General features: G+C 70.8%; 16 protein-coding genes. 7 read left to right on the forward strand and 9 right to left on the reverse strand.

The window, feature by feature from the left end:
• The 5 genes from AC507J_RS17740 to rfbB all read right to left on the reverse strand — a co-directional run.
• A partial coding sequence (locus tag AC507J_RS17740) for a type I polyketide synthase (RefSeq protein ID WP_496290266.1) occupies positions 1-1,417 on the reverse strand: 1,417 nt, incomplete at its 3' end.
• Between the two features lie 88 nt (positions 1,418-1,505).
• The gene (locus tag AC507J_RS17745; RefSeq protein ID WP_496290267.1) at positions 1,506-2,819 is read right to left on the reverse strand and encodes an activator-dependent family glycosyltransferase; all 1,314 of its coding nucleotides are present in this window, start codon (positions 2,817-2,819) and stop codon (positions 1,506-1,508) included.
• Between the two features lie 184 nt (positions 2,820-3,003).
• Positions 3,004-4,551, reverse strand: coding sequence for an MFS transporter (locus AC507J_RS17750; RefSeq protein ID WP_496290268.1), 1,548 nt, complete (start codon positions 4,549-4,551; stop codon positions 3,004-3,006).
• A 98-nt stretch (positions 4,552-4,649) separates the two neighbouring features.
• Positions 4,650-7,457, reverse strand: coding sequence for an AAA family ATPase (locus AC507J_RS17755; RefSeq protein ID WP_496290269.1), 2,808 nt, complete (start codon positions 7,455-7,457; stop codon positions 4,650-4,652).
• Between the two features lie 676 nt (positions 7,458-8,133).
• Entirely contained in the window at positions 8,134-9,111 is a 978-nt protein-coding gene (gene rfbB, locus AC507J_RS17760) for a dTDP-glucose 4,6-dehydratase (RefSeq protein ID WP_496290270.1), read from the reverse strand.
• A gap of 134 nt (positions 9,112-9,245) precedes the next feature.
• On the opposite strand from rfbB, the gene rfbA reads away from it, so the two are divergent.
• The 7 genes from rfbA (at position 9,246) to AC507J_RS17795 (ending at position 14,278) form a co-directional block, all read left to right on the forward strand.
• Positions 9,246-10,151, forward strand: coding sequence for a glucose-1-phosphate thymidylyltransferase RfbA (gene rfbA, locus AC507J_RS17765; RefSeq protein WP_496290271.1), 906 nt, complete (start codon positions 9,246-9,248; stop codon positions 10,149-10,151).
• A gap of 61 nt (positions 10,152-10,212) precedes the next feature.
• Positions 10,213-10,488 carry a DUF5988 family protein gene (locus AC507J_RS17770; protein WP_496290272.1) on the forward strand — a complete coding sequence of 92 codons (276 nt, stop codon included), beginning with the start codon at positions 10,213-10,215 and terminating at the stop codon, positions 10,486-10,488.
• Positions 10,489-10,513: 25 nt separating this feature from the next.
• Positions 10,514-11,296 (forward strand): thioesterase II family protein, encoded by a 783-nt coding sequence (locus AC507J_RS17775; RefSeq protein WP_496290273.1) that lies wholly within the window; start codon positions 10,514-10,516, stop codon positions 11,294-11,296.
• Positions 11,277-11,465 carry a hypothetical protein gene (locus AC507J_RS17780; RefSeq protein WP_496290274.1) on the forward strand — a complete coding sequence of 63 codons (189 nt, stop codon included), beginning with the start codon at positions 11,277-11,279 and terminating at the stop codon, positions 11,463-11,465. The genes AC507J_RS17775 and AC507J_RS17780 overlap by 20 nt, the downstream gene beginning before the upstream one ends.
• A gap of 348 nt (positions 11,466-11,813) precedes the next feature.
• Complete coding sequence (locus AC507J_RS17785) at positions 11,814-12,395, forward strand: hypothetical protein (protein ID WP_496290275.1); 582 nt, start codon at positions 11,814-11,816, stop codon at positions 12,393-12,395.
• A gap of 81 nt (positions 12,396-12,476) precedes the next feature.
• Entirely contained in the window at positions 12,477-12,749 is a 273-nt protein-coding gene (locus AC507J_RS17790) for an SDR family NAD(P)-dependent oxidoreductase (RefSeq protein WP_496290276.1), read from the forward strand.
• Positions 12,750-12,958: 209 nt separating this feature from the next.
• Entirely contained in the window at positions 12,959-14,278 is a 1,320-nt protein-coding gene (locus tag AC507J_RS17795) for a condensation domain-containing protein (protein WP_496290277.1), read from the forward strand.
• 27 nt (positions 14,279-14,305) lie between these two features.
• Here the strand turns inward: AC507J_RS17795 and AC507J_RS17800 are convergent, their stop codons facing one another.
• From AC507J_RS17800 to AC507J_RS17815, 4 genes are read right to left on the reverse strand one after another with little or no spacing between them, the layout of a single operon-like run.
• Complete coding sequence (locus AC507J_RS17800) at positions 14,306-16,096, reverse strand: ATP-binding cassette domain-containing protein (RefSeq protein ID WP_496290278.1); 1,791 nt, start codon at positions 16,094-16,096, stop codon at positions 14,306-14,308.
• Positions 16,093-17,868, reverse strand: a complete 1,776-nt coding sequence (locus AC507J_RS17805; RefSeq protein ID WP_496290279.1) for an ATP-binding cassette domain-containing protein — start codon at positions 17,866-17,868, stop codon at positions 16,093-16,095. Before AC507J_RS17805 ends, AC507J_RS17800 begins: the two co-directional genes overlap by 4 nt.
• Positions 17,865-19,577: a beta-ketoacyl synthase N-terminal-like domain-containing protein gene (locus AC507J_RS17810; protein ID WP_496290280.1), complete on the reverse strand. Its 1,713-nt coding sequence runs from the start codon at positions 19,575-19,577 to the stop codon at positions 17,865-17,867. Before AC507J_RS17810 ends, AC507J_RS17805 begins: the two co-directional genes overlap by 4 nt.
• Positions 19,574-22,741 carry an AMP-binding protein gene (locus tag AC507J_RS17815; RefSeq protein WP_496290281.1) on the reverse strand — a complete coding sequence of 1,056 codons (3,168 nt, stop codon included), beginning with the start codon at positions 22,739-22,741 and terminating at the stop codon, positions 19,574-19,576. Before AC507J_RS17815 ends, AC507J_RS17810 begins: the two co-directional genes overlap by 4 nt.
• Positions 22,742-22,743: the final 2 nt, after the last annotated feature.

Genomic DNA, 22,743 nt, shown 5'->3' on the forward strand with positions numbered 1-22,743 from the left:
ACGGACGCTCAACAACCGCAACAGCCTCGGGCTCAGGAGCCTGCTCCAACACCACGTGCGCATTCGTGCCACTGACCCCGAACGACGAGACACCGGCGCGGCGCGGACGGTCCACCTCCGGCCAGGGACGGCGCTCGGTGACCAGACGGACTTCACCTGAGGACCAGTCGACGTGGCTGCTGGGCTCGTCCACGTGCAGCGTGGCGGGCAGGACGCCGTGCCGCATCGCCAGCACCATCTTGATCACCCCGGCGACGCCGGCGGCGGCCTGCGTGTGACCCAGGTTCGACTTCACCGAGCCCAGCCAGAGCGGCCGGTCGGCCGGACGGCCCTTGCCGTACGTGGCGAGCAGGGCCTGCGCCTCGATCGGGTCACCAAGCGTGGTGCCGGTGCCGTGCGCCTCGACCGCGTCCACGTCGGCGGTGCCCAGCTCACCGACGGCCAGGGCCTGCCGGATGACCCGCTGCTGCGACGGCCCGTTCGGTGCGGTGAGGCCACTGCTGGCCCCGTCGGAGTTGACCGCGGTACCACGAATGACGGCGAGGATGCGGCGGCCGTTGGCGACCGCGTCGGAAAGCCGCTCGACCAGCAGCATGCCGACGCCCTCGGACCAGCCGGTGCCGTCGGCGGCGGAGGCGAACGCCTTGCAGCGTCCGTCGACCGACAGCGCCCGCTGCCGGCTGAACTCGACGAAGGCGTCCGGAGTGGACATGAAGGTGACGCCTCCGGCGAGAGCCAGCGAGGACTCACCCGAGCGCACCGACTGCACCGCCCAGTGCAACGCCACAAGCGACGACGAGCAGGCGGTGTCCACCGTGACGGCCGGCCCCTCCAGGCCCAGGACGTACGAGATCCGGCCCGAGGCCACCGCCGCCGAGCTGCCGTTGCCGAGGTGACCGTCGAGATCGGCTGGCGGGTTGCTCAGCCGGGTCGCGTAGTCGTGGTAGATGACGCCGGCGAAGACGCCGGTACGACTGCCCCGCAGCACGGTGGGGTCGATGCCGGCGTCCTCGACGGCCTCCCACGCCGTCTCCAGCAGCAAGCGCTGCTGCGGGTCCATTGCCAGTGCCTCCCGGGGGCTGATCCCGAAGAAGGCCGGGTCGAAGTCCATCGCGCCGGTGAGGAATCCGCCGGATCGGGTGTAGCTGGCACCCGGCTGGTCCGGGTCGGGGTGGTATAGCGCCGACAGATCCCAGCCCCGGTCGGTCGGCATCCCGGTGATGGCGTCCTCGCCGGCCTGTAGCAGACGCCACAGGTCGGCGGGGTTCTCGACGCCGCCGGGGAACCGGCACGCCATGCCGACGATGGCCACCGGTTCGCTGTCGCGCTGCTCCCGCTCGCGCAGCGCGCGCCGGGTGTTCCGCAGGTCCGTGGTGGCGCGCTTGAGATAGCCGAGCAGCTTTTCCTCGTTGTTCACCAGTTACCCTTCAGTGCTGCCGAGGTCATGACCAGCGAGACGGTGGATGCGGAACCGGCGGTGCCGGTGACGGGCAGAGCGTGACCGCTCAGCCGAGCGGGGCGACGCCAGCGGCCCGGCTGTGGTGCCCCGCGACGAGCGCCTCCAGATCGGCCACCAGGTCGGCCGGGGTGGTCGCGCTGCGGGCGGTCTTCTGGAGGTCCGCGGCAGCGGCGGCGAACGACGGCTCGTCCAGGAGCCGCAGCAGTCCCGCGCGCAGTCGCTCGGCGGTCAGTTCCTCCTGCGGTACGACCAGGGCGGCGCCGCGCTCGGCGTACTTGCTGGCCTGGATCGCCTCGTCCCACGACCAACCGGGAATGACCAGCTGCGGCACCCCGTGCATGAGCGCGTTGAGGCGGGTGCCCCCACCGCCGTGGTGCACGATCGCCGAGCAGCTCGGCAGCAGGGCGTCCATCGGGACGAAGTCGACGGCGCGGACGTTCTCCGGAACCGTGACACCTTCCAGGACGTCCCCGGGGATGGTGGCAACCACCTCGACGTCGAGACCGTCCACGGCCTCCAGGACGGTGGAGACGTTGATGCCCTCGCCCCAGTGGTCGTCGATCTCGCGCAGGGACAGGCCCAGGGTGATGCAGACCCGCCGACGGTTGACGGGCTCGGTGAGCCACTGCGGGATCACCGAGGGGCCGTTGTACAGCACCGGGCTGATCGACCGGTAGTCGTGCTCCACCGGGAACCGCATCCACTCGGGGCTCGGGTCGATGCTGAACTCCCCGAACATCAGTTCGCGGGCGAACGGGGTGTCGTGCCGGGCCAGCTTGCGGGTGAGCATCTCGACCATCGGGTCAGCCAGCGGGTCCTCGCGGACCGCGGCCGGCTGCTGGGGCAGGCCGTCGCTGAAGATGCGGTGGATGCGGGCCGTCTGGTCCAGCCCGAACAGGAACCGGACCTGCGGCACCCCGAGGACCTGCGCGACGATCGGGCCGGCGTAGGTGGTGGCGTCCCAGACCACCACGTCCGGCTTCCACCAGCGGGCGAAGCGGAGCATGTCGTCGACCATCGGGTCGTTGGCCAGGTAGTCGTACGCCGCCACCGGACCCTGGCACCACACGCGCAGGACGTTACGGGCGTAGTCCCAGGTGAGCCGCTCGGGCCGGATCTCGGTGATGTCGTACTCGGAGCCGTGCACGGTGTCGCCGTACTCGGCCTGCCGGGCGTCCTCGACCATGTCGAGTTGCTTGCCGACCGCGACTGCGGGCAGCCCCGCGCCGGTGATGTCCGGGACGAGCTCGGGTCCACTCGCGACCACCACCTCGTGGCCCGCGGCACGCAGTGCCTGCGCCAGCGGAACCATCAGGTAGAGGTGGGTGTTGGCGGCGAGCGTGGTGAGAAGGACGCGCATGGGGTCTCCCAGGGACATGGCGATGCCATCAGAAGTTGGTTTGGCAGCGACGTTAGCCAGGCGTGACCTGCGCTCGGGACCCCTAAGGACCCCTACCCACCCCATGCGTACGGGGGAACGCACGAGGTGGGTAGGGAGCTTGCCGTGAGGCGGTGTGCAGTTGTGGTGGCCGGGGCCGGAGGGCTCAGACGTGCACCTCGTCCTCGCTCCGTTCGGTCGGGTCGGGTACCCGTACCCGGCGCAGGACGAGCAGGGCGGCGACGGCCATCACGCCGACCATGCAGGCGGCGGTGAGGGCGATGGCTTGGGCGCTCTCCACGAAGGCGGCGTCGGCCACTGCGACCAGTTGCCCGGCGACCTCGGGCACGGCGGCGGCGATCTCCTTGGCGGCGGCGATGGTCTCCGCGGAGGCGGCGGTCAGCTCGGGGGGCAGGCCGGCCGGGGCGTTCTCGAGGAACTGGTTACGGTAGACCGCGCCGCCGATGCTTCCCAGCACGGCGATGCCCAGGGCGCCACCGAACTCGGTGCAGGTCTCGGACAACGCCGAGGCGGCGCCGGCCCGCTCCGGTGGGGCCGCCGCGACGACCATGTCCACCACCATGGTCACCACGAAGCCGATCCCCGCGGCCGCGACCATGTTGCCGGCAATGACGATCGCCAGGGTGTCGGTGCCGAGCTGGAGCAGGATGAGGAAGCCGACACCGGCCAGCACCAGGCCGAAGACGAGGACGTACACCTGCCGCACCCAGCGGACCACGACCGGACCGAGCGTGGCGCCGACGGCCGAGGCCACCGCGCCGGTCAGGGCCCACAGGCCGGCCCGGAACGGGCTCATGCCGAGCACGATCTGGAGGTACTGGGTGGTGAACAGGGTGACACCGGCCATCGCCACGAAGATCGACAGGTTCGTCAGCAGGGCGGTGCTGAAGGCGGCGTTACGGAACAGCCGCACGTCGATCATGGGATCGGCCCGGCGGCGCTGCCGCTGTACGAAGATGATGCCGAACAGGACACCGGCCAGGATCGTGGCCACCGCGACCACGCTCAGGCTGCCGTCTTCCGCGATGGTCTTGATGCCGTAGATCACCGGAAGCACGGTGAGCAGCGACAACAGCGAGCTGAGCAGGTCGAACCGGCCGGCCTGCGGCGCCTTGAACTCGGGCAGCAACAGCATGCCGACGACGAGTAGCAGCACCATGATCGGCGCGTTGATGATGAAGACCGATCCCCACCAGAAGTTCTCCAGCAGGGCGCCGCCGACCAGCGGCCCGAGCACCATGCCGGCCGACACGCTGGCCGTCCAGACCCCGATGGCGGATCGGCGCTGGTTGTCGTCGTGGAACATGTTCCGGATCAGCGACAGCGTGGAGGGCATCAGCGTGGCGCCACCGATGCCCTGGAGCGCCCGCGCCATGATCAGCATCTCGGCCGTGTTGGCGTAGGCGGCCACGACGGATGCCCCACCGAACGCCACGGCGCCGAACATCAGCAGCTTTCTACGGCCGATCCGGTCGCCGAGGGTGCCCATGGTGAGCAGCAGGCCGGAGAGAAGGAAGGCGTAGATGTCCAAGATCCAGAGCAGCTGACTGCTGGTCGGACTCAGATCCGCGGTCAACGCCGGCAGGGCGATGAACAAGACAGAGACATCGATGGAAATCAGCAAGACGGGCAGCGTCAACACGGCGAGTCCGAGCCACTCGCGTGAACCTGCCCGGTTGGTCGGTCCGGCCATGCGGCAACTATACAAGCGTCTTACTCATACGTACATATAGCCTCAGCCGCGGTGCCCGGCGGTGCGGCGGCGCAGGCCGCGCGCACCGCCGGGCACGGCTACCGTTCGCAGGCCGCGGAGGGCTCCTTGAGCACCACATCGGCCTGGAGCACGGCGGACAGATCGGTGCGCCGGGTCACGTCGAGCTTGCGATAGGCCCTGGTCAGGTGCTGCTCGACGGTGCTGACCGTGACGAACAGCTTGCGGGCGATCTCCCGGTTCGTCTGGCCGGCCGCGGCCAGCACCACCACCCGACGCTCAGCGCTGCTCAGCCCGGCCGCCGCTCCGTTGGGCGGGGCGGACCACTCTTCTTCCGGCTGCGCGACGGCGCCGAGCGGCGTGGGTCGCACCGGACCGCCCGGGTCGAAGGCATGACACCGGTTGGCGATGCGGTCGGCGGTACGCAGCACCATCCGGGCCCGGGTGGAGTCACCCACGGCATTGAGCGCCTGACTGAGGTCGGCCAGTGCGTGCGCCAGCTCCAGCCGGTCACCCGACTCCTTCAGTGCCCGGACCGCCTCGTTGAGCAGCGCCGGTTTCTTGCGTTCGTCGCTGGCCGCCGCCAGCAGCCGCAGCGCGACCCCGCGGGTGCGGCTCGCCCCGGGACCCAGCCGGGCGAGTTGCTCCTGCGCGAGCCGCCCGGCCTGCCGCTCCTCCCCCAGCTGCAGGCAGGCGCTGGCCGCCTCGGCGCGCCAGGCCACCAGACCGGGCACGTCGAATCCCCAGCGGCTCATCAGATCCCCGCAGGTACGGAAGTCGCGCAGCGCCGCGCGATGCGACCCGTTGGCCAGGTGGAAGCGACCGCGTGCGTGCAGGTAGTGCAGGCCGAGCGGGGTGTCGAACACGATCGCCGGTACGGTCATGCGCAGGTAGTCGACGGCCTCCCCGAGCTTGCCGGCCGCGGTGGTGGCACGCAGCATGGTGCCCAGCGGCAGCGCGACGAAGACGCCCCAGGCGGACGGCTCCATCAGCTTGAACGCGTCGAGGACGCACTGCTCGGCCCGGGGCAGTTCGCCCTGCCGCACGGCGATCTCGCCGCGAACCGCAGTGAACAGCGCCTGCCAGGTGGTGGCCTGCCGGCGCTGCGCCTCCTCGATCAGCGGATCGCACCACTGGGCCGCGGTCTCCAACTGATCGCCGAAGACCAGCGTGAGCAGCGCGACGGTCAACGGGCCGACGGTGATGTCGGCGAGGCTCGTCTGCTGCAACAGCTGCTCGGCCTCGCGCAGGATGCCTTCGCCGACACCGAGTGAGCCGACGCTCAGCAGAATGGCCCGGGTGTGCTGCTGAGTGGTGAGCAGACGGTGCGGATCCGACGCCGACGTGTCCGGGCCGGCGAACCGGGCGGCGTGCGCCGGGTAGCAGAGGTTGTACCAGAGCCGGGCGAACTCCAGGTCCTGCCGGGTCGCGTCGTCCTGGTCGGCCCGCGACCGGGCGGTGGCGAAGAGCTCGGCCGCCTCGTCGACCCGCCCGAACCAGAGCAGGTGCGCCAGGGGCAGCAACGCGGCACCGCCCGGAAGCCGGCCCTCGGCGACGTCGGCCACCATCGCGTCCAGGTGCCGCGCCGCAGTCGCCGCGGGATCGTGCCGCCACTCCAGGCGGGCCAGCAGTTGCCGGACGGCGGCCCGGTCGGTCGGATCACCGTCCACCTGCTCCGCCCAGCGCAGGCAGGCGAGTGCGAATTCGAGATCGCCGTCCGGCACCGCCCGCTCGGCGGCCTGCCGCAGCACGGGCAGTACCCACTCCCCCTCCGTGTAGCCGGCGGCGAGCACGTGCCGGGCGATCTGGCCTGGGGGTGCTCCGCAGCGGTGCAGGAACCGGGCCGCCTCCCGGTGCAGGGCAATCCGCTCCGCCGAGGTCATGCTGTTGACGACGGCGGCGGCGCACCGGGCGTCCGGGTAACGGCCGTTGGCGAGCAGACCGGTGCGCTCCAACGCGTTCACGGCTTCCCGGACACCGGCCGCGTCGAGTTCGAGGAACCGACCGGCCTCCTCGACGGTGGTGGCGCCGGGCAGAATCGCCAGAGCCCGGGCGACGTCACGCAGTACGGCGTCGGCGCGGAACAGGACGCCCATCACGGCGTGGGCGAAGTTGTCCCGTACCACCAGCCGGACCGGTCCGGCTGGACTCGCCTGCCGGGCGTCCTGGATCAGGGCCTTGGCCAACAGCGGGTTACCGCCGCTGATCCGGTGGACGTCCGCGCTGATCTCGTCGGCGACCCGCTCGCCGAACTCCTGCGTCAGCAGCTCCGTGACCCCGGCCGGGGAGAGGCAGCCGACCCGCAACCAGGCGTAGCCCGGCTGGCCCAGCAGGTCCCGGCGCAGCGGTGGATAGGCCCGTTCGGTGGAGTTGTCGCCGGCCAGCACCAGGAACACTGGCGCCGTGGCGAGCCTCCGGACGAGATAGGACACACACTGCCAGGAAGCCTCGTCGACGTGGTGCGTGTCGTCGATGGTGATCAGCAGCGGGCCGGTCTCGGCCAGCCGCAGCAGCGTCAGGGCCAGCCCGCGCACCTTGGCCGCCGTCGCCTGCCGGATGGCTCCGACGTCGGCGCCGTAGACCGACCAGGCTCGGGAGACGTCGGCCAGCACGGCGTCCACCCGTTGCAGCTCGGCCAGCGGAAGATCCGCATGGTGGAAGAGCTGGCCGATCACCCCGGTCGGCAGGTCCCGTTCAGCCTCCGACGCCGTCGCGCCCAGATGCCGCCCACCCGAGTGCACGACGTGTTCCACCACCGTGCGCAGCAGTTCCGTCTTACCGCTGGCCACGGAACCCGTGATCAGCGCCGTACGGCCGCGCCCGGAAGCGCTTTCGGCCGCTAGCCTCCGCAGTAGCGCTATTTGGTCTTGGCGCTCTACGAGGGTCATTTCGACACACCACCCCGCTTAATTTAGTAACGACGTGGAACACGAATTCCCAATCGCCCGAGCACCAGCAGCGCCGAACCGAACAGCCTACTTTAGAAATGGGTCCCGACCATTTCTGCAGCTATTCCGAGTGATTGGATGCCCTGTTCCTGCGGTCTGTTGGGGGCAGTATGCCATTGATCTTTGCGACGGCGCAACGTGGAGCCAAACCCGCAGACCCGCATCGTTATTCAACCTGAAGACGGACGTTGAGGACGCCGACCACCAAAGCCCAAGGACTGGAACATTCGGTCATAACGTTAACAAAAGTCGGAGCTATTAAGCCGGAGAGTAACAGCGATTTATACGCTGAGCAGAGCTCTTCCGTTGCAGATGTTGTTTTATACGTACGTACGTGCACGAAACTGCGGGTAGCAACGCAACCTGAGAAAATGTTGAGAGCCCCCGGCCGTGTTTCGCCAATGTGTCGTGTCTCCGACTGGGTGGAAGCGGTCCCAGCCGCCGCCACCGCACATCCGGCCAGCACAAATGCGCTGACGCGTAGCGGGATCCGTCCACGTCTGCCGCCGGCATGAGCGGACGCGCGCGACCCGCCCGCCGGGGCCGGGCGACCGCCGCTTATCCGGCTGCCGGGTCGGGGCGACCCGGGAAGTCGCCGCAGGCGGGTGAGGCGGAGTCAGGCGCCCCGGCGCAGCGGTTCCCACCAGGCCCGGTTCGCGCGATACCACGCCACAGTGGCCGCCAGCCCTTCGGCGAAGTCAACCGCCGGCACGTAACCGAGTTCGGTAGTCGTCCGGCCGATGTCGAGCGAGTACCGCCGGTCGTGCGCCTTGCGGTCCGGCACGTACTCCACCATGTCCCAGCCCGCCCCGCAGGCCTCCAGCAGCCGGGCGGTCAACTCCTTGTTCGTCAGCTCGGTGCCGCCGCCGACGTGGTACACCCCGCCGGGGCGACCGCGCTCGGCGGCCAGCGCCACGCCGGCGCAGTGGTCGTCGACGTGCAGCCAGTCGCGCACGTTGCCACCGTCGCCGTAGAGCGGTACGCGCCGGCCGTCGAGCAGATTCGTGACGAACAGCGGGACGACCTTCTCCGGGAACTGGTACGGGCCGTACGTGTTCGAGCCGCGGGTGATCACCACCGGCAGTCCGTGGGTCCGGTGATAGGCCCGAGCCAGCAGGTCGGATCCTGCCTTCGCGGCGGAGTACGGCGAGTTGGGCTCCAGCGGCCGGTCCTCCGTCCAGGAGCCGGAGTCGATCGAGCCGTACACCTCGTCGGTGGAGACGTGCACGAATCTGCTGACTCCTCCGGCCGTCGCGGCCTCAAGCAGTACCGAGGTGCCGAGCAGGTTGGTGGTCACGAACGGCGCGGCGCCCTCGATCGACCGGTCCACGTGCGACTCGGCCGCGAAGTGCACGACGAGATCGTGACCGGGCAGCACCTCGCCGACCAGATCCGCGTCGCAGATGTCGCCCACCACCACCCGCAGCCGGGGCGAGTCGGCGACCGGCGCCAGGTTCGCCAGGTTCCCGGCGTAGGTCAGCTTGTCGAGAACGGTGACGTCCGCACCCGCCAGGCCGGGGTAGCCGTCGGCCAGCAGCCGGCGGACGAAGTTGGACCCGATGAAACCCGCGCCTCCAGTGACCAGAATCCTCACGGCCGCAGCCTATGGCGTGCCGGGCGGCCGATCCGGTCGCGGACCCAAGACAGGGGTGCCCGGCACCGAGAACAGGGGTCGACGGGGAAAAGCAGGGGAAGCCGGGCGGCTGATCCGGCGGATACGCTCCCGCCGTGCGGGGAGTGCTTCTGGCCGGCGGGACAGGATCCCGACTCTGGCCCATAACACAGGCCATTTCCAAACAACTCATGCCAGTCTTCGACAAGCCAATGATCTACTACCCGATGTCCACGCTGGTCATGGCGGGCATGAGCGAGATCATGATCATCACCCGGCCGGAGGACCAGCACCAGTTCCGGCAGCTGCTCGGTGACGGCAGCCAGTGGGGCCTGCGGTTGGAGTACGGGGTGCAACCCCGACCCGAAGGCATCGCCCAGGCCTTCCTCATCGCCGAGGAGTTCCTCGCCGGTGACTCGGTGGCGCTGATCCTCGGCGACAACATCTTCCACGGCGGCGGGCTCGGCCGGATGCTGCAGATGCAGACCAAGGTCGAAGGTGGCGTCATCTTCGCCTATCCGGTGGCGAATCCGGAGGAGTTCGGCGTGGTCGAGTTCGACGAGAACGGCACGGCGATCAGCCTGGCGGAGAAACCGGCCGAGCCGAAGTCCCGGTACGCCGTGCCGGGGCTCTACTTCTACGACGCCGAGGTCGTGAAGATCGCCACCACGTTGCAGCCCTCGGCCCGGGGCGAGCTGGAGATCACCGCCGTCAGCGAGGAGTACCTGCGCCGGGGACGCCTGCACGTCCGGGTCCTCGACCGGGGTACCGCCTGGCTGGACACCGGCACGTTCAACTCGATGGTGGCGGCCGCCGAGTACGTCCGGGTCATCGAGGAGCGCCAGGGCTTGAAGATCGGCTGCCTGGAGGAGGCCGCCTGGCGCGCCGGCCTCATCGACGACGACGACCTGCGCCGGCTCGCGAAGCCGCTGCGCAAGAGCGGCTACGGCGACTACCTGCTGCGGCTGCTCGACTGGACGGAGCCGTCCTATCCGGAGCCGGTGATGTGGCACCAGCAGTGACCCGTGGCCGATGCCTTACCTGCCGCTGACGAAGCCCATCGAACCCCCGAGGAGGTCTCGCATGAACGACTTCGCGCATCCACCACTGACCCCGGAAAGCGGAAACCCGGAGGCCGGTGTGACCGCCACGGCGGACCCGGACGACCTGGACGTCGTACTCGAGGGCGGTCCGGCCGACCTGCCGACCGCGCTGCGCCGACGTCGGGCCACCCGCACCACCGACCGGATCAAGGTGATGTTCCGCGGCGGGTACGAGCATTTCCACCGGGATGCCGGTGCCCCGGCGACGGCACCGGTCGTCTACCGCTGGGCCGGCCGGACCCGGATCGCCGAGTAACGACACGAGGAAGACGGTGACGACAGTGCTCTCTGAGCCAACCAACAGGTGGATCCAACGGCTCACGCCGCAGGCGACGGGCCGAATCCGGCTCGTCTGCTTCCCGCACGCGGGCGGAGCCGCCACCTATTACCTGCCGCTGTCCCGGGCGCTGCCGCCGGACATCGACGTCCTGGCGATCCAGTATCCGGGCCGGCAGGACCGCCGCAACGAGCCGAGCCGCACCTCCATCCCTCAGCTCGCCGACGAGATCGACACCGTCCTCCGGGCACACCTGCACGGTCCGTACGCCTTCTTCGGCCACAGCATGGGTGCGGTGATCGCACACGAGGTCACGCAGCGGCGGCGCGTCGCCGGGCTCCCGCTGCCGGAGCGGCTCTTCGTCTCCGGGCGGCGGGCGCCGTCACAACCCCAGTTCCGGCCCGAGTCCCCCCGCACCGACGGGGGGATCCTGGCGGAGCTGCGCGAGGCCGGTGGCACCCACCCCATGTTCCTCGAGGACGAGGAGCTGCGCGCCGAGCTGTTGCGGATCATGCACGCCGACTACCGCGCCATCGACACGTACCGGTGGACGCCGCAACCGCCGGTGGAGTGCCCGATCACCGCGCTCACCGGTGACGACGATGCGCAGGCCCCGGTGCCCGCGGTGGCCAGCTGGTCCGCGCACACCGCCGGCGGGTTCGATCTGGAGGTCTTCGAGGGCGGCCACTTCTATCTCGACAGGCATCGGCAGCGGGTGGCCGACCTGATCGCCGACGCGCTGCGGACGGTGCCAGCCGGAGCAGCCGGTGAGGCCAGGCTCGGCTGACGACGGCAGCCGCCGATCGCGACGACGCTGCTTCGTCGAGGCGCCGGGCCCGGGTGACTTCCCGGGTCCGGCGCCTCGACGTACCCAGGTCGGCGCCATCCTGCTCCCCCGGGCCGCCGCCATCGAGTTGGCCCGCAGCCGCACCGCCACCGGCAGCGACCGGCCGTAGGCCGCGCCTGGCACCCACACGGCCCGACGCCGACGCAGGCTGAGGATCGTCGATGTTGCCGGAGCGGGTCCCGCCGTGCTGGAATGGCTCCTATCGCCGCAGCGCGGGGGCAACCGCGCTGAGAACGGCGAGCATGGGAGCAGCGCAGTGCCGGCAGCGCGTCGCTTTGGCAGACGATCGCGCGCCGCATCGCCGGGCCATCTTCACGACGACGGGCAGGCGTCCCCGCCGTCCGTTTCCTCCGGTACGTGTCTCCGCGACGAGCGACGGGTTCGACGTCCGGCACGCCGGAGGCGTCCGATGCGATCTGCCAGTGCACCAGAACCGGCGACGAGGTGAGAAGCGATCATGATTTCCCGGGAGAGTTTCGCGGGGTGGTACCGGAACCGTTTCGTGTGGGTGGCGGTGATCCTGCTGGCGGTGTCGGTCGGCGCGATCGTACTGGTCAACTCGGCCGGGCCGGAGACGAAGCCGGCGGATCTGCACGGGCAGTTGGTCAGCCGGATGCGCAGCACGCTCGAGCAGGCCGACCCGGGGCAGCACAACCACGCCGGGCACGGGATCCAGCAGGTCGGCACCGAGGAGACGAAACCACCGGTGATCTGCGGCGTCCACGTCTACGGCTACGAGCCGGCCGAGGTCACCGAACTCGCCGACGTGCAGACGGTCTACGGCTTCCACCTCTGCGGTGTCGCCGAGCAGAAGCGCCCCTGGGACGTGGCGGTCAAGCTGGCCGGCCCGGTGATCGTGGACATGTCCAGTGAGCCGCCGGGCATCCAGGTGGTCGAGGCGACCGAGGACGTCAGGTTCATCGACCGGCTGCACCAGATGTTCCCGGAGAAGTACGCGGCCCTGGCGGCCCAGGAGGCGTTGGGCGCGTCGGAGATGGCCGACCTGCGTCGCCGGTACGACGCCGCGGCCGGGCTCTGACGGCATGCCCGAGGCGGCGGGACGGCCGCACCCGCGCAATCGTTCAAGACCTCGGTGCCGAGGCTGACATAGCCTGCCGCCATGACACTCGACGGCAAGATCGCCCTGGTCCCCGGCGGCTCCCGCGGTATCGGTCGGGCGATAGTGGAACGGCTGGTCCGAGCGGGCGCCCAGGTGTACTTCACCCACCGGAGGGAGCCGCCGGCCTCCGATGCGGTAGGCATCCGGACCGACCACCAGGATGTCGCCAGTGTCGAGGCGATGTTCGCGGCGGTCGGCGACCGCCTCGACATCCTCGTCAACAACGCCGCAGTTATGCACACGGACCGGTGGCTGCGGGCCCTGCTGGACTGAGGCTCGACGGGATGGTCGCACGCCGCCGGGCGAAGGGCCCAGTACCTTTGCGCGTCCACGGGGCCGCACGCCGCTGACTCCGCAGCCCCGTGCGGGTACGCTCGCGGTCGCGTCCGGTACACACTCGACCGTGGCAGTCGCGCCGCGTCCACCGTCGTGGGCGAGGCAGAAGGGGCGGAACAGGGATGAGGAACCACCTCGATCGAGACGTGCCGTCACGCGCAACCGTGTACCAGGCCTCGTCGACCCAGCGCCGCTTGATCATGATGCGGCACGCGCCGGGCGGCGTGCCTGCCCAGATCGTCGGCACCCACCTGTTGATCCGTGGGCCGCTGGACGTCGAACGGCTTCGCGACGCGCTTATCGAACTCACCCGTCGGCACACCATCCTCCGCACCAACTACGCGTTCTCCGAGACCGGCGAGGTGCTCGCGGTCGTCCATCAGGACGAGGGTCCGGGGGTGTTCACGGTCGCGCCGCAGACCGGGATGTCCGACGAGCGCGACATCCGCAAGCACGTGAACAACGCGCTGCACGAGGCTGTCGACCGGTTCACCTCGCCGGATCGCCACTCGATGCTCCAGGCGATCCTGATCCCGCACACGGAGGACGTGCACAGCCTCCTCCTGATCATCGATCACATCGCGCTCGACGAGCGCTCGAAGGCGATCCTCCAGCGTGAACTGGCCCAGCTCTACGCCGGGCGGGCGGCAGATCTCGCCGAACCGCAGCCCTACGATCCGTCCGCCGTGCGGAACACGTTTCCGAGCGTCGAGGAAACCCCGGAGATCCTCGATCTCCTCACGCCGCTGCCGCCACGGTTCCTGACCAGCCTCGACCCGCAGGCCGATCCGGAGGCGTTCCGGCCGGTGGTGGCCACGCGCATGCTCGGTACGGAGATCCACGACCGGATGGGCGGCACGGCCCGCCGGCTGCGCTGTACCCGCTTCGTCATCCACGTCACCGCCCTGATCTGGGCGTTCAAGCAGTTCTCCGGGACCGACGACATCGGCATCGTCACGGCCGTGGACACCCGGCTGCGGCCGGCGGACTTCGACACCGTCGGCTTCTTCCAGAATCTCGTCCTGATCCGCTCGCGCTCGCCCCGTTCGGCAGGACTGGAGCGGACCCTCGAGGAGTGCCGGTCGGCCGTGCGCGACTCGCTTTGGCGGCGGGACTACCCCATCGCGTCGCTGGTCTCCCACGCCGCCGCGGAGCGCGAAGGGGTCCCCTGTCGCAATCCGCTCTACCAGGTCGCGTTCGCGTACGCGCGGGAGGACGTCGATCTGGGCTGGGCGCTCGACGGAGTCGACGTGGAGTCGGTGGAACTCGAGTATCCGCAGGCCGCCTCCGAGCTGCTCGTCCACGTCACCGAGTCGGGATCGGACACGAAGGGGCTGCTGCTCGGCGCGGCGGGCGCGCTCGGACCGGACGACCTCGACCGGCTGCTGACCCTGTGGCGGGACACCGTCGGCGAACTCACGGGGGACGCTTCGGCCGAGCATCGTGAGGCTGCTGCCGCGCGGTGAAGCGCGGCAGCACCGGCATCGCCGCTCTCACCTCGACGGCGCGGAGCTTGACTGGTCGACGCTCAGGTAGCCGTCGCGCTGTGCGTTGTACAGCTTCGCGTACAGCGGCACGTCGAGCAGCTGTTCGTGCGGGCCCACCGCGGCCACCCGCCCCTGCTGCAGGAGGATCACCTCGTCGGCGGCGGGTGCCAGCGACATCCGGTGGGTGACGATGACGACGATCCCGGCCCGCTGTCGCGCGACGGCACGGGCCCGGGCCATCAGCCGGTCGAGCAGCAGTTCCTCGGCGATCGGGTCGATGGCCGCGGTCGGCTCGTCGAAGAGCAGCAGCGCGGCGTCCGCGCGGAGGAAGCCTCGGGCGAGCGCCACCCGCTGCCATTGGCCGCCGGAGAGGCGACGTCCGTTCGTCATGCTGCTACCCAGCGGCAGCTCGGGACCGCCGTCCCGGACGAGTTGTCCGAGCCCCACGTCGTGCACCGCGTTTTCGACGTCGGTGTCGGTGAACCGGTCGTCGCCGAGCCGGACCGCGTCGCGCAGTTCGAACTCCAACTCGGCGAAGTCCTGGGTGATGTACGTGGTGCCGGGTGACTGCCCGTGCGTCGGGTCCCGGTCGGCCGTACCCACGCTGCTGAGGCGAATCCGGCCGGACGAGGGCGCGATCAGGCCGCTCAACACGTTCACCAGGGTCGTCTTGCCGCTCCCGTTCGCGCCGACGAGGGCGTAGATGCGGCCCTCGACGAGCCGCAGGGAGATCTCCTCGATCGCCGCCGTCCGGGCACCTGGGTGGCGATAGGAGACGTCCTGCAGCTCGATGGCGGAGATCTCGCCGGCCGGCCGGTGCCCGGTCGGGTCGCGGCGCAGCCGCGTGCGTACCCGATCGAGGGCGCGGACCACGCGGATCGAATCCGCGCACGAGGCGAGATAGCGGGCCAGCGCGCCGACAAGCGACGTGGTCGTCGAGAGCAGCAGCAGCGCGGCCAGGGTCGTGGCCAGGCCGGCGGTGCCGTCGGCGAGGGCGCGCACCAGACCCGCCACGCCGACCGCGAGCGCCGCGCTCGTCAGCACGACGCCGAGCATCGTCCATCGGGCGCCTCGCCACAGGCCCGCCGTCCGCGTCGTCTCCGCTGCCGTGGCGGCGGCGCGGTGCTCGTCCAGGAGGAATTGCCTGCCCCGGGAGAGGAGCAGTTCGTCGGTGTGTTTCTCGTCGGTGCCGAGGTTGGCGAGTTCGGCGCTGACGCGGGCGTTCGCCGCGGCGGCCTGGTGGGCTGCCCCGACCGCCGCGTCACGCCGACGGACACAGAGGTACGCGCCCACGGCGGCGAGCGGCATGAGCAGGAGCCACGGCGTGGCCAGCACCGTGATGACCACTGTGATGGCCAGTCGGACGGTGGTGCCGAGGATGAGACCGACCACGTCGGCGCCCTCGGTGAGCCGGGCCTGCTCGGAGCGGACGATGTGCAGGTCGTCGACGAACGGACGCTCCGAGAAGTGCTCGATGGACCTGGCGTCGTAGAGCGCGCGCTGCACGTCCTCGTCGATGAGCCGGTTCGTCTGGTCGATCAGCACCGCCGATACGGCGAGCGAGTAGCGGCCGAGCAGCACCTGCGCGACCAGGGCCAGACAGGCCAGGCCGAGGAAGAGCCCGCTCCACCGGGATTCCCCGGCGATCCATTGCGCCACCATGATCGCGATCGCCAGGGACGCGGCGACGGTGGCGATGGGCCGCACCGTGAAGGCCAGGATGGTGACCCGTGCGGCACGCCGATCCGCCCGGAAGGAGAGGCGTAGCAGCTCGCGCAACGCGGCCCAGAAGGTCACCTGGCCACGCTCCCCTCGCTAGGCGTCCGGTAGCGGTCGGCCTGGGCGTGGAACATCCTGGCGTACGTGCCGTCGTCGTCCATGAGCGTCTCGTGCGTGCCGCGTTCGCTGATCACACCGTCGTGGAGGACCAGGATCTCGGCCGCTCGACGGACGCCCGCGAAGCGGTGCGACACCATCACCGTCGTCCGACCCGGGCCGGCGAGTTCGCCGAGTTCGGCGAAGAACCGTGCCTCGGCCGCTGCGTCGAGTGCGGCCGTCGGCTCGTCCAGCACCAGCACCCGCCGGTCGTCGTCCACCATCCCGGTGAGCGCGCGTGCCGTCGCGAGGCGTTGCCACTGCCCGCCGGAGAGGCCACTTCCCTCGCCCATCGCGGCAGTGAGGCGTGGCGCGTCCGGGCTGAACAACTCCGGGTCGAGGTCATCGAGTAGGGCGCGTACCCGCGGTTCGCGTACCCCGGCGCTGCCCGCGCGGCCCAGCGTCACGTTGTCGTGCGCGCTGGCCGGGTAGCGGACGTACTGCTGGCCGAGGAAGGCGAACGAGTCGCGCCAGGCGACGCGGAGCGCCTCGGTGGAGACCTCGACGCCGTCGCAGAGAATCCGGCCGGCGTTCGGAGTGAGCAGCCCGACGAGCAGTTTCAGCAGGGTGGACTTGCCGGCTCCGTTCGCGCCGACGATCGCCAGGCTCCGCCCGAGCTCCACCTCGAAGCTCAGCTCGGAGAAGACCGGCTCGGCGGCGCCGGGATAGCGGAAGGTGACCCGTTCGAAACGGATCCGGCTGCCCGGTGCCGCGCGGGGCGCACCGGTGTCGGTGACGACCGGACGTGCCGGGGGCGATGTCGCGCGGCGAACCCGGTCGAACACCTCGGCCCCCATCGCGGAGTAGACCACATCCATGGTGACGCCGAAGACGAGCATCAGCGCCACCAGCGAGGCCACCGCCATCACCAGCTGGCCCGGTGCCAGACCGGCCCGCAACAACACGAACAGGGCGAATGCCATCGCGGTCACCGCGAAGGCCAACGCCACCAGCAACGGCGGCCCGAGCCGGGTGGCCGGTCGGGCGGCGTGCGCGGCCATGCGGAACTTGCCGATCACCCAGTCGGCCGCGTGGAAGAGAATCACCTCGCGAGCCGTGCGGCGATGAAACGCCAGGCCGGCGAGGTACACCGCGCGGGCGCTTTCCCGGTCCGCCGAGTACGCCGCCGACTGCTCGGCCGCGTAGTCCTTCTCCATGGTCGCCGAGAGCACCAGGAACGCGACGAAGACCGGTACGCCGGCGAGCGGCTCGACGAACACGAGCACGAGGCCGGGTATCACCGCCTGCGCGCGCAACAGCACGTACCGCACAGTCGACACGACAAGTCGCCGCAGCGGCGGTGCGGCGCCGACGGCGTCCAGCGCCTCCCGCAGGGCTGGCGATGTGGCGCCGGGGTCGGACAGCCGCGCCCGGATCAGGGCCCGCTCCGACTTCTCCTGTATCCGGCCCCCGTACCGGTCGGCGAGGACGTCGATCGCCACGTTGCAGAGCTGGTCGACGAAGAAGAGGATCACGAACATCGCGCCGGCCAGCACGACCGCCGACGAGCCGCTGGCCGCGCCGCCCAGGACGAGACCGATCGCCACGATCGACGCGGCCGGGACCGTCGCCGCAGCCAGCAGGAGCAGGATGATGCCGAGCGTGAACCCGGGGAGCAGTCTCCAGCCCAGGGCGAAGAGACTCCACCGCAGCCGCCGGCCGATCGTGGCACCGAATGCGCGTGCGGAACTCACCTGGCGAGTCCGCTCACGACCTCGTCGACGATCGAGTCGAGGGAGTCCGCCATCAGCAGGTCCAGCGGGTCCAGGCTCACTCCCCACCGCTTGTCGATGACGCCGGCGACGGCGACCAGGTCGACCGAGTCGATCCCGAAGTCGAGCAGCCCGACCGTCATCAGCTGGTCGTCGCTGAGATCGGCGAAGTCTCCGCGCTGCCGGACCACCTCGATCAGTCCGCTGGCGATCTCCTGGCGTCCGGGCCCGGATGCTGCCGTGCCGTCGCCCGGGTGGGCAGCTCGGCCGGCACCGGAGTCGGCTGCCGCGGGTGCCGGGGTCGGGGCGGGCCGCGCGGCACCGCCGAGGGTGAGCGCGGAGTGCGCCCGGCCGGTGCTGTCGCGCCCGTCGCCGGTCTCGCCCTGCGGCGCGCGTTCGCCGGAGATCACCAGGTGCACGCTCGTGCCGCTCGCTCCAAATCCACTGATGCCGACCCTAGGGCTGTCCGACTCGAACGCGACGGGCTGCGCGGACGGCTGGGCGATCCATTCCCGGGCGTCGGCATTGAGTTCCGTGAAGTGCACCGTCGGCGGCATCCAGCCGCGCCTGACGCCGAGAAGCACGTTCACCAGGGACGCGATGCCCGCAGCCGTGTCCAGGTGACCCAGCGCCGGCTTCACCGAACCCACCGGAAGAGGTGCCCGACGCGTGCCGAACACCTCGTGCAGCGCGCCCAGTTCCACGAGGTCACCCACCGTCGTTCCGGTACCGTGCCCCTCGACGTAGGCGATGTCGTCCGGCCCGACGCCCGCGTCGTCCATGGCCCGCCGGATGACCCGTACCTGCCCGTCGAAGGCCGGTGCCGCGTAGCTGGCCCGCTGCGCGCCGTCGCTGGCGGAGTAGATCCCCTCGATGACGCCGTGGATCGTGTTGCCGTCGGTGACGGCGTCGTCGTAGCGCCGGAGCACGAACACTCCCCCGCCGCTTCCGCCGACGGTGCCGTCGGCGCGGGCGTCGAACGCCCGGCACACCCCAGTCGGCGAGAGGATTCCGCCGCGCTCCCACTGGTAACCGCGACGGTCGGGAAAGTACAGCGCGGCGGCACCGGCGAGGACGGTGTCGGTCCGCCCGCTGCGCAGCAGGAGCACCGCGTGCTCCACCGCCGCCAGCGCGGTGGAACACGCGGTCTGTACGTTCACGCTCGGACCGATCAGCCCCAGCCGGTAGGAGACCCGGCCGACGCAGTGGTCACTGCTGTTGCCGACGAGGATCTCCGGGAAGGCGGCCTGGTCCCGCAGCGCCCGGTCGCGCTGCAACCGGGTGGTGAAGTACGAGTCGAGCGACTGGCCGGCGTACAGGCCCATGCCGATGCCACCGACCACGCCGATCTCGCGGCCCCGGACGCTTCCCGGGCTCATACCGGCGTCGTGCAGTGCCCCGATGCAGCAGTCGAGGAAGAGCAGGTGCTGCGGATCCGTGATCGCGATCTCGTGCGGGGTGAGTCCGGTCAGGTGACGTGCGGTGTCGGGGGTCCACGCGGCCCGGGCCGAGCGCGTGACGTAGCCGTCGCGGCTGAAGTCCTCCTCCGGAACTCCGGCGGCGAGCAGCTCGGCACGGGAGACGTCCGCCACGGCGCTCGTCGCCGACCTCAGAAACGAGTCGATCTCGGCACGCTCGCACCCGGCCGGTAGCCGGACGTCGTACCCGACGATCGCGATTCGGCCGCTCACCCGGCACTTCCCTTCCGGCGGTCGTCGACGTGGTCCGCGAGTGCCGCGAGGTTCGCGAAGCGCATCAGCTCCAGCACGCCGATCCGCTGGCCGGTGTGCTCGGCGGCAGCGCGGGCGAAGTTCGGCAGGTCGACCGAGGTCAGCCCCATGTCGAACCAGCTCACGTCGGGTCGTACGGCTTCCGCGCCCAGGAACGGACGCAGTACGAGCGCGAGCTCGCTGGTGGTCGGTGACCACCCGGTCTCGGCGGCGTTCCCGGTGGGCGGGGCAGCGACCGCGGGCGGCGACAACTGGGCGGCGGCGTCGCGGCGCGGGAGGATCGTGGTGTCCTCACGCAGCCCGAGCAGTACGGAACGGGCCGGCTGGGCCAGCAGGCACGACGCGATGTCCATGACGCTTACCTCTTCCAGCCCCAGGGCCTGCGCGACGGCCACCTCCGCCTCGTCGGCCTGCCGGGCCTCGCGCACCGAGGGCACCGACACGACGGTGACCGGGAGCAGGGCGGCCTGTCCCGCGATCACTTCGGCGGCGGCGCAGGCCGCCGAATAGGTTTCGACACCCGTGCCGGCGATGTGCGCGTTGACCGAGGAGACGACCGCGAGCTGGGCGTCCAGGGCGTGCGCGAGTTCCACCGCGGTGCGTACCCCGTCGGTCTTCGGACCCAGGAGCCGGTCGAGCGCCTCCTGGGGCGCGGGCCTCGGCTGCCCCGCCAGGTGGACGACCAGGGTCTGCTCCGAGGGTGCCCATCCGATACCCGCCAGCAGCTCGCTCACGGCCGTGGCCGAGCCGAGGTCGACGAAGACCCGGGTGTTCCCGTCCGCCGGGGTGCTGCCCGTCCGGGCGCGGTGTCCGACAAGCGTGACGCGGACGCCACGGGCGGCCAGTTCGGCGCCGAGCGCCTCGCCGAGTCGCCCCGTGCCGCCGAGCAGCACGACGTGGGCCGCGCGTGGGACGTCGGTGTCGATCGTGATCGGATCCAGGACGCGGTGCCAGCGGTCACCGCGCGGACCGACGAAGAGGTCCGCGACGGCCGAGCGGGTCTGCGCCGCCCGCGTCGACTCCTGCGCCAGGACGGCTTCGAGTGCCTGCTCGTCCACGACGGGGTGGGTCCAGACGGTCTGCACGGAGCGCGCGCCCGCGCCGCGCGCGATCGCGCGGAGGAACGCCGCCACCGGATGTGACCGGGGCAACCGCCGGGCGTCCGCCTCGTGGGCCTCGACGACGATCACGACGTCCTGCCCCCGCAACCGGTCCGGCTCAGCCGCCTGGCGCCAGTGCTCCAGCATCTCGTGCAGGTACGACGGCGGATAGCTGGCCACCGCGGAATGGTGCAACCCGCGCCCGCGCAGCACGGTCGGCTTACCCGGATCTCCGGCCCAAGCTTCGGCCCCGGCCCAGGCCCCGCCCCCGGCTTCGGCCCCGGCCCAGGCCCAGCCCCCGGCTTCGGCTTCGGCCCCGCCCCCGGTCCAGGCTTCGACTTCGGCCGGTTCCGGCCGGGCGACCCACTGCAACTGCCACAGTGGAGGCGGGTCGGGGTTGACGAACCGCTGCACCAGTTTGGCCTTGCGGACCTTGCCGATGCTGGTCCGTTCGATGGCGGCGGGCGGGATGTCGATCACCTGTGCGACCGGTACACCGATGATCGTCTCGATGCGGCGTTTGACCGCGGCACGCACCGTCGACGCGTCCCCGTCGACCGCGCAGAACAGGGCGATCTGATCGCGTTCGACACTGCCGGCACGGTAGGAGGCGACCACGCAGGTGCCCGCGACGACGCCGTCGAGTTGCTCGACTTCGGCCTCCAGGTCGGCGGAGTTCCAGGTCACGCCGTTCGCGACGATCCTGGTGCCGTCTCTGCCGACGAAGTGCACGCCGTTGTCGTCGATGCGGGCGAGGTCTCCGGTGCGGAACCACCCGTCGGCGCTCCTGGCGAGGTCCCCGCCCACCAGATAGCGCTCCAGCACCGGCGAGCCACGAACCTCCAGGTGCCCGACTCCGAGCCCGTCCTCCGCGACGTCGGCCGCCGCCACGATCCGGACCTGCACACCGGGGAGCGGAAAGCCGACGGAGACGGTCGGCGACACGTCGGCGAGCGGGTCGTAGTGCGGCGAGTACAGCACTCCGGAGCAGGTCTCCGCCATCCCCCAGGCCGGCGCGATGGTGCCCTTGGGCAGGCCCAGCCGGCCCAACGTCTCCTCGAAGCGCGCGCAGTCCTTGGCGGAGACGGCCTCGCCGCCGTTGAGACAGAACCGGATGCTCGTCAGGTCGACCCGGCCGTCGGCGGGGATGTCCTGCGCCACGTTGGCCAGCATCCGGTAGGCGAAGTTGGGCGACCAGACCGCGCTGACCCGGTGCTCGGTGACGAGCCGGAACCACTCGCGGGGATCGGTGAGGATGCGCTCGGTGGCAACGGAAAGGTGCTTGGCCGCGATCACGGCGTCGCGAACGTGGGCCATCAGGATGCCGCCGACGTGCGAGAGCGGCATCCAGTTGAAGCCGACGGTGGTGGCGTCGAGTTCGTTGACGGCCACGGCGCCGAGCGCCATGTCGACGATCCCCCGGTGCCGCTGCGTCACCACTTTGGGCGTGCCCGTGCTGCCCGACGTCATCAGGTGGATCCGCGATCGCGGGCCGTCGTCGGACGCTTCGGGACCGGCACCTTCGCGCTGGCCCGCCGGGTCCAGGTCGAGCGGGACCGGGTCGACACCCCACCCCGGCGCCGCGGTGATGACCCGGAATCGGGCACCCCGGGCATGGACGAGTGCGCGTACCGGGGCGTTCTCGGCGAGGGCCGCCAACCAGTCGCCGTTCGCCGCGCGGTCGTCGAGGAGTTCGGCCGGCACCAGCAACGGTTCGATACCGGCGACGACGCTGCTCCAGAAGAGCGCGAGCAACTCCGACGGTTCGGTCGCGGCCACGACCGCGACCGAACCGCGGTCGAGACCCGTACGACGGAGTTCGTCGGCGATCCGGTGGATCCGGGCCCGGAAGGATCGCCAGGTCTCCTCCCGCTGCGTGCCGTCGGAGTCGATCGTGGCAACGGTGGTCGTGCCGGCCGCGGCCCTGTCGAGCACGCCCGACAGGCTCTGCGGCGTGCCCTCGGTGCGCACCGTGGCGAGTGGCTGGCCCGAGAGCTCGGATATGACGCGGTGCTGGTTCTGCATCT

The sequence above is a fragment of the Micromonospora sp. PRAS1 genome (assembly GCF_059553435.1).

Coding starts and splice junctions, on each gene's coding strand:
- AC507J_RS17745 (WP_496290267.1), bottom strand. CDS start 2,819: ATGCGCGTCCTTCTCACCACGCTCGCCGCCAACACCCACCTCTACCTG.
- AC507J_RS17750 (WP_496290268.1), bottom strand. CDS start 4,551: ATGGCCGGACCGACCAACCGGGCAGGTTCACGCGAGTGGCTCGGACTC.
- AC507J_RS17755 (WP_496290269.1), bottom strand. CDS start 7,457: ATGACCCTCGTAGAGCGCCAAGACCAAATAGCGCTACTGCGGAGGCTA.
- AC507J_RS17770 (WP_496290272.1), top strand. CDS start 10,213: ATGAACGACTTCGCGCATCCACCACTGACCCCGGAAAGCGGAAACCCG.
- AC507J_RS17785 (WP_496290275.1), top strand. CDS start 11,814: ATGATTTCCCGGGAGAGTTTCGCGGGGTGGTACCGGAACCGTTTCGTG.
- AC507J_RS17790 (WP_496290276.1), top strand. CDS start 12,477: ATGACACTCGACGGCAAGATCGCCCTGGTCCCCGGCGGCTCCCGCGGT.
- AC507J_RS17815 (WP_496290281.1), bottom strand. CDS start 22,741: ATGCAGAACCAGCACCGCGTCATATCCGAGCTCTCGGGCCAGCCACTC.